The following is a 16,889-nucleotide window of genomic DNA, read 5'->3' as shown; positions in this document are numbered from 1 at the left end:
CCCCCACGACTTTGCGCTGGCGCTAAGACGCCTGCACGCGAAACGATAAGGGTTGATAGGGTTAAATATGTCTCAAATTAATAAAGAAGAAGTCGACGTCGTTGTTGTCGGGCTGGGATGGGCTGGCTCGCTGATGAGTATTGAGCTGGCGATGGCCGGGCTGAAAGTCCGCGCGCTGGAGCGCGGTGCCGATCGGGGTTATGAAGAGTTCGCCTACCCGAAACCGGCCGATGAATACGCCTATGCGGTGCGAAACAAAGTGATGGCCACCCCGGCCGAAGCGGCGGTGACCGTGCGTTACAATATGAGTCAGACCGCGCTGCCGACCCGTAAATGGGGCGCATTCTGCCCGGGTAACGGCGTGGGCGGTTCCGGCCTGCACTGGACGGCGGTGCTGATCCGTCCAACGCCAACCGATCTCAAGCTGAAAACTTACGCTGACCAGGCCTACGGCCCGGGTGTGCTGCAGGACGACATGCGCATTATGGACTTCCCGTTCAGCTGGGAAGAGATCGAACCCTATTACGAGAAGTTTGAGATGATCTGCGGGCAGTCCGGCCTGACCGGCAACCTGCGCGGCCAGATCCTCGAAGGTGGCGATCCGTTTGAGGGGCCGCGCGCGAATCCGTTCCCGCTGCCACCGCTGGACGATACGCTGAATAATACGATGTTTGTGAAGGCGGCGAAAAAACTGGGTTATCACCCGTTCCCGAACCCGTCAGCCTGTGTATCCCGCGCCTGGACTAACCCGTACGGCAACCAGATTGCCCCGTGCAATTACTGCGGCTACTGCAGTAAGTATCCCTGCCTGAACTACTCCAAAGCCTCACCACAGACGGCGGTTATGGATGCCCTGAAGCGGATGGATAACTTCTCCTATGAAGTCCACGCCAACGTGATGAAGGTGGTACTGCATGACGATAAGAAAACCGCGAAAGGGGTGATCTACATCGACAAAGACGGTAACGAGTGCTTCCAGCCGGCGAAAATCGTCATTCTGAGCAGCTTCCAGTTCTGCAACGTGCGGCTGATGCTGCTGTCCGGCATTGGCAAACCGTATAATCCGATCACGGAAGACGGGGTGATTGGCCGTAACTACGCTTTCCTCAGCAACGGCGGTGCCACGCTGTTCTTTAAAGATAAAAACTTTAACCCGTTTGCCACCGCCGGGGCGACCGGACAGATGTTTAACGATATCTCGCCGGGTAACTTTGACGGCCCGGGGCTGGGCTTTATTGGTGGTGCCAAGATCCACAGTTCACAGGCCACCGGGACGCCGATCAGCACCGCACTGCCAAAAGGCACACCCGCCTGGGGAACCGGCTGGAAAGAGGGGATGGAAGAGTGGTACGGCCATTCAATGAAGATCAGCATTACCACCACCTGCATGTCGTATCGTGATATTTATCTCGACCTTGATCCGAACTACACCGATGACTACGGCTACCCGCTGCTGCGCATGACCTTCGACTGGAAACAGAACGAACTGAAATTACAGCAACACCTGAAAGGCATCGTCAGCGATATCACCAAAGAGCTGAATCCGGACAGCTACAGTGAAAGTTTCCTGCCGATGGACGCCCACTTTGACCTGACCAAATACGTGTCAACGCACAACGTCGGTGGCGCGGTGATGGGTGACAACCCGCAGACCTCGGCGCTGAATAAATACCTGCAAAGCTGGGATGTGCATAACGTCTTTGTGCCGGGTGGTAACGCCTTCCCGCAGAACTTCCAGGCGAACCCGACCGATACCATCGGTGCGATCACCCTGATGGCCGCGCAGGCGATCAAAGAGATCTACCTGAAAAACCCCGGCCCGATGGTGCAGGCATAAGGAGATGACGATGATGAACTTTAAACGCCTGCTGCTTGCCAACGCCGTGCTGCTGGCGGGGGCCTTTGCTGCCTCGGTACAGGCTGACGACAGCCTGGTCAGGCAGGGTGAATATATTTCGCGCCTGGGCGACTGCGGCGCCTGCCATACGGTAGCGGGGAAACCGGCGTTCTCCGGCGGGCTGGCGATCGAATCCAGTCTGGGCACGATTTACTCCACAAATATTACCCCGGATAAACAGCACGGTATCGGTGACTATACCGAGCAGCAGTTCTCCGATGCGGTACGCAAAGGTGTGCTGCCGGATGGTACCCGCCTGTATCCGGCAATGCCGTATCCGGCTTACGCTAAAATCACCGATGCGGATATGCACGCGCTGTACGCCTACTTTATGCAGGGCGTGAAGCCGAGCGCCGAACAGCCGCCGGAGACCGATCTCAGCTTCCCGTTCAGCCAGCGCTGGGGCATGCGCTTCTGGAACTGGGCATTTGCCAGCGATGAGCCGTTCCGGCCAATTGGCGGGGCCACGGCAGAGGTGAATCGCGGGGCCTATCTGGTGGAAAGCCTCGGCCACTGCGGCAGCTGCCACACGCCGCGCGGCATTGGCATGAACGAGAAAGCACTCGACAGCAGCGACAGCAGGTTCCTCTCCGGCGGTAACCTGAACGGCTGGGAAGTTCCGTCGCTGCGGGGCCTGCCAAAATGGACCGAACAGGAAACCGTGGATTATCTGGCAACCGGGCGTAATGACAAGGCCGCTGTGGGTGGGGAGATGACCTCGGTAATCGAACACAGTACCTCGTGGATGACGGAGGCGGATTTGAACGCGATCGCTGCTTACCTGAAGTTTACCGGCGGTCATCCTGCGGTACCGGCCTCCCCTGACCGGACGGTGAGTGCCACCGAAGCGAAGCTGACAGCGGCAAAAAACCTGACCACTGGCGAGCGTCTCTACCTGGATAACTGTGGGGCCTGCCACTTTGTCACCGGTAAGGGCGCGCCGCGTATCTTCCCGGAGCTGGACCAGGGCACACTGGTTAATGCCGGTGATCCGACCGGCCTGATCCACACCATTCTCGCCGGGGCGCAGCAGCCCTCTACGGCGAAAGCACCGTCCACATTGGTGATGCCGGGCTTCGCCAGCCGTCTGAGCGATGATGAGGTGGCACAGCTGGCGACCTTTATTCGTCAGGGCTGGAGTAACAAGGCGGATGCGGTGAGCGCAGGGCAGGTGAAAGAGGTGAGGGAGAGTCTGAAGAAATAACCCGTACCGGTTATTTTATTGCCCCCCTCTTCTGAAAACAGTGGCTGTTAACCCCGCGATAAGCTGCGGGTTAGTGTTCTGAGTCTTTATCAGCGGGCGACCTTTTGACGGTCGCCCCTTTTGATTAATGAACGATCTCAGCAGACGCCGAAATCGCCCTCTTCATGATAAAGATTGACCGAATCAGCGGCTACCGCCACCTCTTTTTTCTCCGCATCATTCACCCTGGCGCAGTACAACGTTGCGCCGTCGACACGCAGCACCTGCATTTTGGGTCCGCCGGTTTTTGACTGTACAAAATCGTCTGGTTTAAACATGATCTTCTCCTGACAGGGGGACTGACAGTGTCTGTCAGCCCGGAATATTCTGCAAGTGGGCTATTTTTCCGCAGTCTCTGGCACGGTGGCTATACTGGTAGCTGATGTTAAATAACCGGAGAATAAACAATGACCATTCATAAGAAAGGACAGGCGCACTGGGAAGGCAATATCAAGCAGGGTAAAGGCACCATCTCAACCGAGAGTGGGGCATTAAGCCAGCAGCCTTATGGTTTTAACACGCGCTTTGAAGGTAAAGCAGGAACCAACCCGGAAGAACTGATTGGGGCTGCGCACGCTGCCTGTTTCTCCATGGCGCTCTCACTGATGCTGGGCGATGCCGGCCATACGGCGGAAAGCATTGATACCACCGCCGATGTGTCACTGGATAAGGTAGATGGCGGATTTGCCATCACCAAAGTGGCGCTGCAAAGTAAGGTGAAACTGCCAGGCATTGAGAAAGCTGCGTTTGACACGATTATTCAGCAGGCGAAAGCCGGTTGCCCGGTGTCAAAACTGCTCAGCGCTGAGATCACCCTCGACTATCAGCTGGAAAACTAAGCCTGACCGGGCGGGCTCAGCGGGCAGGGTAAGGATTGCGTTAAGACGGTGAAAAAAAAGCGCTAACCAGCGGGTTTTAGGAGTTCGTGAGATAGGGAAGTGTTGCAGTATCCCCGATATTTGTTGTGCGGCAGTGAGCAGGCCGTGAGCAACCTGAGGATACGAATATGAAAAAAACAACACTGACTTTACCGATTAGCCTTTTCACAGCAAGCACTCTTTTTTCCACCCTCTCCTTTGCCGATGGCCCGGGTCGCGGTCCTGAGCCCCAGTGGCAGCAGGATCGCGGACAGGAGCACCGCGGTCACAGTGACCGTCATGACGATCGTGACGATCGCCGTCGCGGTGGTCCGCAGGAGCGTGACCACTTTGCCTGGAACGGTCATGACTTCCGTCGCGGTCACCCGGCCCCGGAACGCTTCCGTGGAGACGATTACCGCGTTGATGACTGGCGCGATCGCGGGCTGTATGAACCGCCCCACGGCGTGCACTGGGCCTATGTTGATGGCAACTACGTGCTGATTGCCGCCGCGACGGGGGTGATCACCGCGATCCTGTTGGGCAATTTATCAGGTCTCCATTAATGCACTCCCGCCGGTGGCATCCCGCCACCGGCAATCTGCCTTACCCTGTTTCTTTCTGAGCGCAGTTCCCCCCAACCTATCGTCTGCAATGATTATCCTCTGCCAATATTAACTATCCCGTATTTCGCCTTATAGACGTCTGGACATATAGCCATCGATTTGTGTAGCATGGAGGCAGTAGACAAATCTGAACAGGAACAGGCCGATGACGCAGCATATTAAGATCCTCGATGGCGGAATGGGACGCGAACTGGCCCGTGTGGGAGCGCCTTTCCGTCAGCCTGAATGGTCGGCGCTGGCGCTGTATGAGGCGCCGGAGCGCGTGCGTGAGGTCCATGACAGCTATGTGGCTGCCGGGTCAGAAACGCTCACCACTAACAGTTATGCTGTTGTGCCCTTCCATATTGGTGACGAACGCTTTGCCGCCGATGGTCAACGTCTTGCCGCTCTGGCAGGACAGCTGGCGCGGCAGGCGGCCGATGCCGCTGCCCATCCGGTTCAGGTCGCGGGCAGCCTGCCACCGGCTCTGGGGTCTTACCGTCCCGATCTTTTTGACGCCGGGCGCGCACTGGAAATCCATCGCGTGCTGGTGGAGGCCCAGACCCCGTATGTGGATGTCTGGCTGGGGGAAACCATCAGCTCCATTGCAGAAGCCGACGCCATACAGCAGGCCGTGGCGGCCCAGCCTCAGCCTCTGTGGCTGTCATTTAGCTTACATGATGACCCTGATCATCCCCGTCCAGCCAGCACTCTGCGGTCCGGGGAGAGCATCGACGCTGCCGTATCCAGTGCGGTGGCGTTGGGGGCAGAAAACATCCTGTTTAACTGCAGCCACCCGGAAGTGATGCTGTCAGCGATAGAGCAGGCGGCAGCAGCCCTGCAGCGACTGGGGTCGCCAGCGGGTATTGGTGTCTATGCTAATGCGTTCGAGCACGGCAGTAACGGCGGTGGCGCGAATGAAGGCCTGAGTGGTTTGCGTAAAGATACTCACCCGGAAGGTTATCTGCACTGGGCACAGGAGTGGGTGGCTGCGGGAGCGACGCTGGTCGGCGGCTGCTGCGGTATTGGCCCGGAGCATATTCAACGCCTGGCATCAGCACTGAAGTAAACACCCGATCTTCTACCGCTGTGGCGGAAAACAACAATAAAAATCAGGAAACACACCATTATGAATCGTCGCGACTTTATCAAAACTACCGGGGCTCTCTCTGTCGCCGCAGCCTGTTCCAGCCTGCCGCTGCACTCTCTCTGGGCGGCGGAAACCGTGCCCGCCACGCCAAAAAAAGGCGGCCACCTGATTGTGGGCATGGATAACGGCTCCAGTACCGACCGTCTTGACCCGGCGTTCTGGTTTGAATCCTATATGTACTTTGTTGGTTCCCAGTTGTTCAACTGCCTGGCTGAAGTCGATGAAAACGGCAAAATCACCCCGTCGCTGGCCGAGCGCTGGGAGACCAGCGACGGCAGCAAGACCTGGGTGCTGACGATTCGCCAGGGCGTACAGTTTCATGATGGCCGCAGCCTGACGGCAAAAGATGTGGTCTATTCGCTTAACCATCATCGTGATGAAAAATCCAGCTCTTCAGTGAAAGGCTATCTGGAACCGGTGGTATCCCTGGAAGCTACGGCACCCCATCAGGTGACGATTAAGCTGAAAGAGCCGAACGTCGAATTTATTGCGCTGCTGAGTGATGTCCACTTTGCCATCACTGCAGAGAATGAGAGTTTTGATAAAGGGATCGGCACCGGGGCGTTTATTCTGGAAAGCTTTAAGCCCGGTGTGCGTGCGCTGGTGAAGCGCAACCCGAACCACTGGAACCCGGCCCGTGGGCACGTGGATTCGGTTGAAACGCTGGCGATGAGTGACTCCACGGCGCGTGTCGCGGCCCTTGCCAGCGGCTCTGCGCATCTGATTAACCGTGTGAATCCGCGTATTGTTGACCGCCTGAAAAATATGCCGTCTATCCAGCTGCTGCGCTCGCGCGACAGCCAGATTTTCACCTTCCCGGGCCTGGCAACCGCCGCACCTTTTAACTCCCTGGATGGTCGTCTGGCGCTGAAATATGCCATCGATCGCGAACAGATGATCAAAACCGTGCTCGGCGGTTATGGCACGGTGGCAAACGATAACCCGATCTTCCCTTCCAGTCCGTACTTTGCCAAAGATATTCCACAGCGTCCGTATGACCCGGAAAAAGCCAAATATCACTGGCAGAAAGCCGGCTTCAGTGGCCCTCTGGTGTTATCTGTCGCTGAGGCGGGCTTCCCGGGGGCCGTGGATGCCGGACAGCTCTATCAGAATTCCGCTGAGCGGGCGGGCATTCCATTGAAGGTCGAACGCGTGCCGGACGATGCGTTCTGGGATAATGTCTGGATGAAAAAGCCGTTTGTCTCGTCCAACTGGTCGCTGCGCCCGACGGCAGATGCGCTCCTGTCGCTGGTCTTCACCAGTAACGCTCCTTGGAATGAGTCACAGTGGAAGGAGCCGGCGTTTGATCAGCTGGTGACGGCCGCACGCGGCGAACAGGACGAACAGAAACGCCGCCAGATCTACCATGATATCCAGGTCATGCTGGTGGAGAAGGGCAGCGAAATCATTCCGCTGTATGCCGATGCACTGGATGCCGCCAGCAGTAAAATTCAGGGCTTTGTGGCCATTCCGGGCTTTACCATGAGCGGTAATCGCGCGGCAGAAAAAGTGTGGTTTGCATAAGCGCTGATGAGTGAACTCCGTGAACGTCGGGGGAAGGGCCACTTTCCTCTGTTAAAACTGACCGGGCAGCGTCTGCTGGCGGGCGTGGTGATGCTGTGGCTGGTGTCGATACTGATTTTTGCCGGTATTCAGCTGCTGCCGGGTAATGCGGCGACGGCCATCCTCGGCCAGTCCGCGACGCCGCAGGCGGTGGCGGCACTGAATCAGCAGCTGGGGCTGGATCAGCCTGCGGTAAGCCGCTATCTCAGCTGGCTGGGCGGGGTACTGCGCGGCGATTTCGGCCACAGCTTTACCAGCCGGGAAGCGATAGCGCCGGTGCTGCTGGATCGTCTGGCCAATACGCTGTCGCTGGCCTTTTTCACCGCCATCGTCGCGGTGCCGCTGGCGCTAACGATTGGCTTTGTCTCGGCGCGCTATCAGGGAAGCTGGATTGACCGTCTGCTGAACCTGTTTACCCGCGCGGCGGTGTCGCTGCCGGAATTCTTTTCGGGGTATCTGCTGATCCTGGTTTTCTCCATTACCCTGTTCTGGCTGCCCAGCAACAGCAGCGTTGCCGACGGTATGTCGCCCGGCGACAGGCTGCTGGCGATAGCCCTGCCGTGTATGACGCTGATCTTTGCCATTCTCGGCCATATGAGCAATATGACGCGGGCCGCGCTGGTCAGCGCGCAGAATGCGGCCTATGTCGACACTGCACTGATGAAAGGGCTGTCGCCCTCTGCCATTCTGTTCCGCCATGTCCTGCCCAACGCCTGGGGGCCGATTATCAACGTCATCGTGCTAAATCTCGCCTGGCTGATGGTGGGCGTGGTGATCGTCGAAAACGTCTTTGTTTATCCCGGCCTCGGCCAGTACATGGTGGACAGCATCAGCAAGCGCGATATTCCGGTGATCCAGGACTGCGCACTGCTGCTGGCCGGTATTTATATTCTGCTGAATCTGCTGGCCGACCTGGTCACTCTGCTGGCCAATCCGCGCCTGCGCCACAGCCGCTAACCGATAGCGATGCTTTATCCTCTGCGGGTGCTGAACCAGGCCGGTGGGGTTTTACAAGGAACTGATGTGGATGTTTAGGCTGAAACTTGCTGTGCTCCCCGGTGCCACCGCGCTGGTGTTGTTTGTTCTGGTCGCGCTGCTGGCACCGTGGCTGGCCCCCTATGCGCCCGGCGAGGTGGTAGGCAGTGCCTGGAGCGGCGTGACCCCCGAAAACTGGCTGGGGACGGATAATCTCGGGCGCGATCTGCTGTCCCGCCTGATCTGGGGCACGCGGACCTCACTCAGCGTCAGCGCGGTGGCTACGCTGCTGGCGTTTGCCATCGGTACGTCGCTGGGTTTCCTGGCCGGTTATTACCGGGGCTGGGTTGACCAGGTCATCTCCCGACTCAACGATATTCTGATGGCCATCCCCACGCTGATCCTGGCGCTGGTCGTGCTGGCAATGCTGCCAAAGACCATCCCGGTGATCGTTGCCGTACTGGGGATTCTGGAGTCGACCCGCGTGCTGCGCGTGGCGCGATCCCTGGCGCTGGATATTGCCGCTCAGGAGTTTATTGAAGTTGCCCGCCTGCGCGGTGAGCGCCCTGGCTGGGTGCTGTGGCGTGAAATTTTGCCGAATGCCTTTACCACCCTGGTGGCCGAATTTGCCCTGCGCTTTATCTTTATCCTGCTGTTTCTGTCTGCGCTGTCATTCCTCGGGCTGGGCATTCAGCCACCGACCGCCGACTGGGGCGGGCTGGCGCGTGATAATAAAGACGGCATCCTGTTTGGTGTATGGGCGGCCCTGATCCCCGGCGCGGCCATTGCCGTGCTGGCGCTGGCGTTAAACAGCGTTGCTGACTGGCTGTTAAGCCAGCATACCCGTAGCTGGCAGGAGTAGAACTATGAATGAACAGCCGCTGTTAAGCGTGGAAAAATTGCGTGTCACCGCCGGTCATGCCGTGCTGGTAGACGATATCTCCTTTACCCTGCGCAAAGGTGAGGTACTGGGGCTGATCGGAGAATCAGGGGCCGGCAAGTCGACGATCGGTCAGGCGGTGCTCGGCCACTTTCGTCATGGCATGACCCTGAGCGGCGGGCAGATCCACTTTGCCGGGCAGGCCCTCACCGGACTGTCTGAGCGCCAGTGGCGCAGGATCCGCGGGGCAAAAATTGCTTATGTGGCGCAGTCGGCCAGCGCCGCGTTTAACCCGGCGAAAAAAATCGGCGAACAGGTGATTGAAAGTGCCCTCCGTCACCGCGTCTTTAACCGGCAGAACGCTATCCGCCGCGCCGTGGAGATCTTTGCCCAGCTGCAGCTGCCGCAGCCAGAGGCCTTTTTCCATCGTTATCCTCACCAGGTGTCCGGCGGTCAGCTTCAGCGGGCGATGATCGCGATGGCCATCTGCGCCGGGCCGGAGCTGATTGTTTTTGATGAGCCCACCACCGCGCTGGATGTCACCACCCAGCTGGAAGTACTGAAGGCCATCCAGCAGGTTATTCGGTTAACCGGCGTGGCCGCGCTGTATATCAGCCACGATCTGGCGGTGGTCGCCCAGCTCAGTCAGCGCATTATGGTGCTGCGGCACGGCCGTGAGGTGGAAAGCGGTGAGACGGCGACCCTGCTGGCAGAGCCTGCCGAAGCCTACACCCGAGATCTGTTACACAGCCACGGTGAGCCGCATGAGCCACGCAGTGCGACACTGCCGCTGCTCAGCGCGCGCGATATCAGTATCCACTATCACGATGACCCGGTGATCCACGCGGTAACGCTGGCGATCGGGCGCGGACGCACGCTGGCGCTGATCGGCGAGTCCGGGGCGGGCAAGTCCACGCTTGGCCGGGCGGTCTGCGGGCTGGTGTCTCCGTCTGAGGGCGAGATCACCTTTAACGGCCAGCGATTGCCGCCGCAGTTACGCCAGCGTTCGCGGCAGCAGATGCAGCAGGTGCAGATGATCCATCAGCACCCTGATACGGCACTGAATCCGCGTCTGACCATCGGGCTGCAGATCGAGCGGGCTATGGTCTGCCTGACGGGACTCTCCGCGCCGCAGCGCGAAGCCAGGGTGACAGAGCTGCTGGAAAAAGTCGGGCTGTCACCGCTGTTCGCCGGGCGCTATCCGCATGCGCTTTCCGGGGGGCAAAAACAGCGCGTCTGCATCGCCCGCGCGCTGGCGGTAGAACCATCGCTTATCGTCTGCGATGAACCGACCTCGGCCCTCGATCCGCTGGTCGGACGCGACGTGCTGGTACTGCTGAAAAAGTTGCAGGCAGAGACCGGGGTGTCGCTGTTGTTTATCACTCACGATCTGCACGTGGTCAGGGCGGTGGCGGATGAGGTCATGGTGCTGCGTCACGGTCGGGTGGTACGGCAGGGGCGGCTGGAGCAGGTGTTCACTGACCCACTGGATGATTACACCGCCCGACTGCTGCGCTCCGTACCGGAAATGCGGCCGGGATGGTTAGCGGAGGCCAGCGCCCCCGTCACCTGACGGCAGAAAATAAACACGAAAGAAACCGGGAATGGATAAAGTTACGTCGCTGAATGACCGATAACCCTGCTTTGATGGCCGACACAGATCGGCCAGAAAATCTGCATATCTTCAGGGGATTCAGCATGACCATTACCAAAAGGCTGTTCGTCATTTTCATCTTACTGGCGCTGTCGTTAATCGCGCTGTCGGCGTATTCCCTCTCGGCATTAAGCGGCTTCCAGTCGCGCTTTGAGTTTGTGCAGGTTAACGCCATTCCCAGCATTAAAGATCTGGATAAAACCATCGGTGCCGCCAGTGAGCTGCGTCTGGCGCTGTATGAACATCAGAGTGAAAACGACAGCAGCAAACAGCCTGCGGTTGAGACTAAAATTGAGCAGATTATCGGTCAGTTAAAAACCCTGACCGATTACTATCTGGCCAATGATATTTCCAGCGATACGGACCGTGCCATGACCCAGGATGCGCTGAACAGCATTACGCTGATTCAGGCTGCTCTGCCAGAGTTTATCACTGCGTCTCGTTCACATGACGACGCCCGGTCGCTGCCGCTGCTGCAGGGTGAAAGTGGAGTGGGGGCAGCCGTCCGTAAGTTATCAGCAGGCCTGCAGGCTCAGATCCAACTGAATATCGATGCCAGTAATGAGCTGCGCCGGGAGAATACGGAGATCTACGGCAACGCGTTCTGGGGGGTAATGATTTTCTCCGGTACGGCGATTATCGTGCTGGGTCTGCTGGCGATCAAAACCATTTTCAGCGTGCGTAACAGCCTGAACGGTATGCAGAACCTGATGGTGCTGGTCAGCGAGTCGCTCGATCTCAGCAAGCAGGCAGATGCCACGCGCAACGACGAAATTGGTAAAACGGCCGCCGCGTTTAACAGCCTGATGGCTCGCGTCTCCGGCGTACTGGGGTCGGTGACTTCTTCCGCCCAGTCGGTCAGTTCTGCCTCAACCCAGATTGCTGCGGGTAATGAAGATCTTTCGGCGCGTACTGAAGAGCAGGCGGCCTCTCTGGAGCAGACCTCAGCCAGTATCAGTACCCTTAACGATACGGTGAAACAGAGCGCTGAAAATGCCCGCCAGGCCAGTTCGCTCGCCAGCACCGCTAACGACCTGTCTGTCCACAGCGGCAATGCTGTCGCGGCGATGGTCGGAACAATGGAAAAAATTAAAACCAGCTCCAGCAAAATCTCTGATATCACCGGGCTGATCGAAGGCATCGCCTTCCAGACCAATATTCTGGCGCTGAACGCGGCGGTAGAAGCTGCCCGTGCCGGGGAGCAGGGGCGCGGTTTTGCGGTGGTCGCCAGCGAAGTGCGCAACCTGGCGCAGCGTTCCTCTACGGCGGCGCGCGAAATTAAAGATCTGATTGCCACCTCGGCGCAGCTGGTGGAAAGCGGTTCGGTGCAGGCGGCAGACGTGGGCGAGAATATGGCGAAAGTGCAGGGGTCAATTCGTCAGGTTGCCGATATTGTCGGGGAAATGGCGGCTGCCACCACGGAACAGAGCCAGGGTATTGAGCAGGTGCATCTGGCGATTGGTCAGATGGATACCGTGACTCAGCAGAATGCCGCGCTGGTGGAAGAAGCCTCAGCGGCCTCGCAGTCGTTGCAGGAGCAGGCATCCACACTGAACCAGCTGGTCTCGGCATTCCGCCTTCAGGCCGACCGCCGCGTTCCGGTGGAGCTGGCAGCGAAGAAAGTTCCGGCCATTGCACCGGCAGCCCGGCTGGCAAAACCCGCCGCCGCTGCAGTAGATGATAACTGGAGTTCCTTCTAAACCGGACGGGCTGACCGGCGCAGCAGGAAACACAGGAGGCCGATCGCGGTAGCGGTCAGCCCTTTTGCCTTACCTGCTGACGGCCACTCTGTCCGCATACTGACGCCGTGGCTGCGGGATGTTTCAGACCCGCATCACCCGACGCTTATGCTTCCACGCAGAAGGCGTGTTCCAGCAGCCAGCGCTGTTGATCTCTGCTCCAGGTCACCAGGCTGTTTTTGCTGTTAGATCGCGCCAGGATCCAGTCGGTATCTCCGGCGCTCAGGGCGGGGGGCGACTGCCAGAAGGGCATGATCGCATTGGCGGTCAGCCAGCTGGCGAGCCGTAACGCCGGGGAGCCATCTGGCCGGGAAAACAGTGCGGCATCCAGCTGTTGCATCAGCACGACCTGCTGCGGGTGATCGCTTTCACTCAGCATCTGCAGGAACGGCAGCAGCAGGCGGCCACACACTTCCCCATGATGGTAATCCCGGATAGCACCCAGCTCGCCGGCAATGCCGTGGATCACCCCCAGCCCGGCCATACTCAGGCTCTGGCCACCAAGCCATGACGCCATCATCATCTGTTCCCGCGCCTCATCTCCCGCTGCGTCATCCCGGTTAAAGGCCGCCCAGCCGCGCATAAAGGCCTGCATTCCGCTGATGGCCGTCTGACGGGTAAAGGCATTACCGCTGTTGGAGAGATAGGCTTCGAACAGATGGGTAAAGGCGTCGATCCCGCAGCAGGCCAGCACGCGGTCAGAGGCCCCGCGCAGCAGGTCCGGGTCGAGTACGGCAACCGGTGGCACAAAGTTCGCATGACGCAGCGAAGCCTTCACATTCAGCGTGGTTTTATCGGTGATCACCGCATTTTGCGTGACTTCGCTACCGGTTCCGGCGGTGGTCGGGACGGCAATCAGCGGCAGCGTGGCCCCGCTGACGGCGGTATCACCCACTTTTTCCAGATAGCGCAGGGTAGGCAACGGATGCTGGCTCAGGGCGGCAACGGCTTTTGCTGCATCCAGTACGCTTCCGCCACCAATGGCCAGCACCCGCGCGGCCTTGCCCCGCCAGCGGGCCGCCCAGGCGTCAATCTCGTCCGGGGAAGCTTCATGGCTGACCCGCTCAATACCACACAGCAGCGGCTCCAGTTCTGCCTTCATCTGCCGCCAGGCACTGCCGTTAAGAAACGACTGCCCGCAAAACAGCACGGTTGGCAGCGCCGGATCCTTCAGCAGGGGGATCAGCTGTTGCACGCTCCCACGGCCAAAAAAGGTGTGTCGGTTGGTAATCAGTTGACGGATGGACATCAGCAGGAGCACTCGCAGGTTAAGGGCAGGTAAAGGTGATCGCCTGGTCGGTCGGGGCGTTTATCACCGCAAAACGGTGGTCGGAAATACGCTGTGCCAGCCAGCCATCCGCCGTGGTCGCGGAAGGAATATAGCGCTGGCGATCGCTGGACAGCAGCGGGCCGCTGTCCAGCTGGCGATCCGGCAGGGCAACCGAGAAGGAGTTGAAACGATCAATAATCAGTGCCTGAACGCTGCCACGAGGCTGGCCGCTGAGAGTCTGAATTTCGCCGCTGCATTCACGCCCCTGATAACCGGATGAACAGCCATTGAGTAGCAGCAGTAGCGCCGGGGCCAGCAGGGTACGCATCATCGTCTGCGGGGAGGGGAAATGCGGTAACGGCCAGCGTCCTGAAAATGGCATAGTACATCCTGTTGGTTGAGGTTCCACATAGGTTGTTATGCGAATGATTATAGCCCGGCGTCTCACCGGCGTCATGGTGTTGTCATGCCTTAACTGAGAGTTAGTATTCACTATCCCTGCAGGTCTGCGTTTTCAATAACCCCTCACTTTGTGACGTTAAAGTGAATCAATTTAGTTAAACCGTTAACAATAGTTCGCAAGCAAATTAATGAGTGCTACAATCGCCCGCGTTTTGTGACCTGGGTCACATTAGTGCCTGCCGTAACGCGCAGCGGGCAGAGAAAAAGAGTGGCAGCGCGTTACAGGGAGTTTTTGCTCATGCCGTAAGCAAAATGCTTCAGGGGTTATATACTTTTGAGGGTTGCCTGGCTGGGTAAGACAGTATTACGTCAGGGAATGTCGGACGCTTACCGGGCGGAGCCGGGTGAGACTTTTTGTATCTTTTATCCACATCGAATAATTCCCGTGATTAATAAAACTTCTGCTGTTGTTTTGACACCGCTATTTCTGCTGTCGCCCGTTGCTGTCAGCTATGCACAGCCCTCCGCCGTGACCGCGTCGGGCGAGGCACCGTCGCTGATGGTGATAAAGCAGCGCGAAGGGCTGTCCGAACTGGACACCCCGGCTGCCGTCAGCGTGGTGGACGGTGATGACCTGCGCGGCACCAGCGCCCGGGTGAACCTGTCTGAAAATCTTGGCAGCGTGCCGGGCCTGCAAATTCAGAACCGTCAGAACTATGCTCAGGATCTGCAACTCTCCGTGCGCGGCTTCGGCAGCCGATCTATGTACGGCGTTCGCGGCGTGCGGCTGTATGTGGATGGCATTCCGGCCACTATGCCGGACGGGCAGGGGCAGACGTCGAACATCGATATCAACTCGGTGGGCAAGGTAGAAGTGCTGCGCGGGCCCTACTCGGCACTGTATGGCAATGCCTCCGGTGGCGTGGTGAATATTGATACCGCCACCGGCAGCCAGCCGGCCACACTGGAAGCGGGCACCTACTTTGGCAGCTTTGGCTCCTGGCGCAACAGCGTAAAAGCCAGCGGTGCCACCGGTGATGGCACCCAGGCGGGGGACGTGAATTACACGATTTCCGGTTCGCGCTTTACCACCCACGGCTTCCGCGACCACAGCGGTACGCAGAAAAACCTCGGTAACGGTAAGTTCGGTGTGCGTCTTGATGATGTCAGTACCCTGACGCTGATGTTTAACAGCGTTTCCGTGGATGCTAACGATCCGGGTGGCCTTGACGCTGCCGAATATGAAGCTAATCCGCGTCAGTCGCCGCGTGGCGATCAGTACAATACGCGTAAGAGCCTCGATCAGACCCAGATTGGCCTGCGTTATCAGCGTGATATGAGTGACAACGACCAGCTGACGCTGACCACCTGGCACGGCGAGCGCCACACGACACAGTATCAGTCTATTCCTTATGCCACGCAGCAGCTTGCCACTTACCCCGGTGGGGTGATCGTACTGGAGCGTAAATATCAGGGGGTGGATACCCGCTGGAAGCACGACGGCCAACTGGGTTCTGTGCCGGTGACGCTGATTGGCGGTCTTGATTATGAAACCATGACCGAACGCCGTCAGGGCTTCCAGAACTACAACACCGTGAACGGCGTTGACCAGTTTGGCGAGAAGGGTGAGCAGCGCCGCAACGAAAAAAATACCATGTGGAACCTCGATCCCTATCTGCAAACCAGCTGGCAGCTGACACCGAAATGGACGCTGGACGCCGGTCTGCGTTACAGCACGGTGAACTTTGATTCTACCGACTATTATATAACCAGCGTGAACGGCGATGACAGCGGCAGCGCGCGCTACCACAAGCTGCTGCCGATGGGGTCGCTTAACTATGCGGTGACCGACGCGTGGAACCTTTATGCTTCGGCCGGTCGTGGCTTCGAAACCCCGACCATTAACGAGCTCTCGTACCGTTCTACCTCCGGATCACAGACGGGCCTGAATCTGGGCCTGAAGCCGGCCACCAGTGATACCGTTGAGCTGGGCAGCAAAACCCGCATCGGCTTCGGCCTGCTGACCGCCGCCGTGTTCCAGACCGATACCGACAATGAGCTGGTGGTGGATGACAGCCGCGGAGGCCGTGCGGTGTACAAAAATGCCGGAGAAACGCGTCGCCGTGGCCTGGAGCTGGGCTTTGATCAGCAGTTTGCCATGGACTGGCAGCTAAAGCTGGCGTGGACGCTGCTGGATGCCACCTACCGCAATGAGACCTGCAATGCGTCAGGAACCCGCTGTACGCCTGCGGGCAACCGCCTGCCGGGGATTGCCCGCAATATGGGTTATGCCTCCCTGGCCTATGCGCCGGAAAGCGGCTGGCACGCCGGGGCGGAGATCCGTTATATGAGCGACATCCAGGCTAATGACGCGAACGATGCGCAGGCACCGTCCTACGCGGTGACCAGCCTGAATACCGGCTACCGTTTCAACTGGAGCCAGTGGTCGCTCGATCTGTTTGGCCGCGTGGATAACCTGTTTGACCGCCAGTATGTCGGTTCGGTGATCGTTAACGAAGGCAATAATCGTTACTACGAACCGGCACCGGGACGTAACTGGGGCGGTGGGGCAACGCTGGCTTATCAGTTCTGAACAGAATCCAGTAACCGCCTGCTGTAGACAGCAGGTGAAAAACACCCGATGGATAGGCAAC

At 58.6% G+C, this 16,889-nt stretch carries 14 protein-coding genes; 11 read left to right on the top strand and 3 right to left on the bottom strand.

Annotated elements, in window-relative coordinates; genetic code table 11:
• Positions 1–67: 67 nt before the first annotated feature.
• Both ACZ3HG_RS13470 and ACZ3HG_RS13465 read left to right on the top strand, forming a co-directional pair.
• On the top strand, positions 68–1,837 hold the full coding sequence (locus ACZ3HG_RS13470; RefSeq protein WP_191933544.1) for a GMC family oxidoreductase: 1,770 nt from the start codon (positions 68–70) through the stop codon (positions 1,835–1,837).
• Between the two features lie 4 nt (positions 1,838–1,841).
• The gene (locus ACZ3HG_RS13465; protein WP_425459653.1) at positions 1,842–3,101 is read left to right on the top strand and encodes a c-type cytochrome; all 1,260 of its coding nucleotides are present in this window, start codon (positions 1,842–1,844) and stop codon (positions 3,099–3,101) included.
• A gap of 137 nt (positions 3,102–3,238) precedes the next feature.
• Here the strand turns inward: ACZ3HG_RS13465 and ACZ3HG_RS13460 are convergent, their stop codons facing one another.
• Complete coding sequence (locus ACZ3HG_RS13460; protein ID WP_191936368.1) at positions 3,239–3,418, bottom strand: DUF2158 domain-containing protein; 180 nt, start codon at positions 3,416–3,418, stop codon at positions 3,239–3,241.
• Between the two features lie 129 nt (positions 3,419–3,547).
• Here ACZ3HG_RS13460 and ACZ3HG_RS13455 point away from each other — a divergent pair, with 129 nt between their 5' ends.
• The 8 genes from ACZ3HG_RS13455 (at position 3,548) to ACZ3HG_RS13420 (ending at position 12,524) form a co-directional block, all read left to right on the top strand.
• Positions 3,548–3,979 (top strand): OsmC family protein, encoded by a 432-nt coding sequence (locus ACZ3HG_RS13455; protein ID WP_062745214.1) that lies wholly within the window; start codon positions 3,548–3,550, stop codon positions 3,977–3,979.
• A 167-nt stretch (positions 3,980–4,146) separates the two neighbouring features.
• Positions 4,147–4,563, top strand: a complete 417-nt coding sequence (locus tag ACZ3HG_RS13450) for an RcnB family protein (protein ID WP_465333016.1) — start codon at positions 4,147–4,149, stop codon at positions 4,561–4,563.
• 205 nt (positions 4,564–4,768) lie between these two features.
• Complete coding sequence (locus ACZ3HG_RS13445) at positions 4,769–5,671, top strand: homocysteine S-methyltransferase family protein (protein WP_191933542.1); 903 nt, start codon at positions 4,769–4,771, stop codon at positions 5,669–5,671.
• 60 nt (positions 5,672–5,731) lie between these two features.
• Positions 5,732–7,276, top strand: coding sequence for an ABC transporter substrate-binding protein (locus ACZ3HG_RS13440; protein ID WP_191933541.1), 1,545 nt, complete (start codon positions 5,732–5,734; stop codon positions 7,274–7,276).
• Between the two features lie 6 nt (positions 7,277–7,282).
• Entirely contained in the window at positions 7,283–8,272 is a 990-nt protein-coding gene (locus ACZ3HG_RS13435) for an ABC transporter permease (protein ID WP_062745227.1), read from the top strand.
• A 70-nt stretch (positions 8,273–8,342) separates the two neighbouring features.
• Positions 8,343–9,152 carry an ABC transporter permease gene (locus ACZ3HG_RS13430; RefSeq protein WP_465333015.1) on the top strand — a complete coding sequence of 270 codons (810 nt, stop codon included), beginning with the start codon at positions 8,343–8,345 and terminating at the stop codon, positions 9,150–9,152.
• A 4-nt stretch (positions 9,153–9,156) separates the two neighbouring features.
• On the top strand, positions 9,157–10,743 hold the full coding sequence (locus tag ACZ3HG_RS13425) for an ABC transporter ATP-binding protein (RefSeq protein ID WP_465333014.1): 1,587 nt from the start codon (positions 9,157–9,159) through the stop codon (positions 10,741–10,743).
• Positions 10,744–10,868: 125 nt separating this feature from the next.
• Positions 10,869–12,524: a methyl-accepting chemotaxis protein gene (locus ACZ3HG_RS13420; RefSeq protein ID WP_465333013.1), complete on the top strand. Its 1,656-nt coding sequence runs from the start codon at positions 10,869–10,871 to the stop codon at positions 12,522–12,524.
• A gap of 145 nt (positions 12,525–12,669) precedes the next feature.
• On the opposite strand, the gene ACZ3HG_RS13415 is transcribed toward ACZ3HG_RS13420, so the two are convergent.
• Entirely contained in the window at positions 12,670–13,812 is a 1,143-nt protein-coding gene (locus ACZ3HG_RS13415) for an iron-containing alcohol dehydrogenase (RefSeq protein WP_465333012.1), read from the bottom strand.
• A 19-nt stretch (positions 13,813–13,831) separates the two neighbouring features.
• Entirely contained in the window at positions 13,832–14,215 is a 384-nt protein-coding gene (locus ACZ3HG_RS13410; RefSeq protein ID WP_244633656.1) for a hypothetical protein, read from the bottom strand.
• 465 nt (positions 14,216–14,680) lie between these two features.
• On the opposite strand from ACZ3HG_RS13410, the gene pqqU reads away from it, so the two are divergent.
• A complete protein-coding gene (pqqU, locus tag ACZ3HG_RS13405; protein WP_465333011.1) occupies positions 14,681–16,828 on the top strand; it encodes a TonB-dependent receptor PqqU in 2,148 nt (715 codons plus the stop codon).
• Positions 16,829–16,889: the final 61 nt, after the last annotated feature.

The organism is Erwinia sp. PME.40.26/001 (assembly GCF_055556675.1).
Note: the sequence above shows the minus strand (reverse complement) of the source record. Positions and strands in the feature narration are given on the sequence as shown.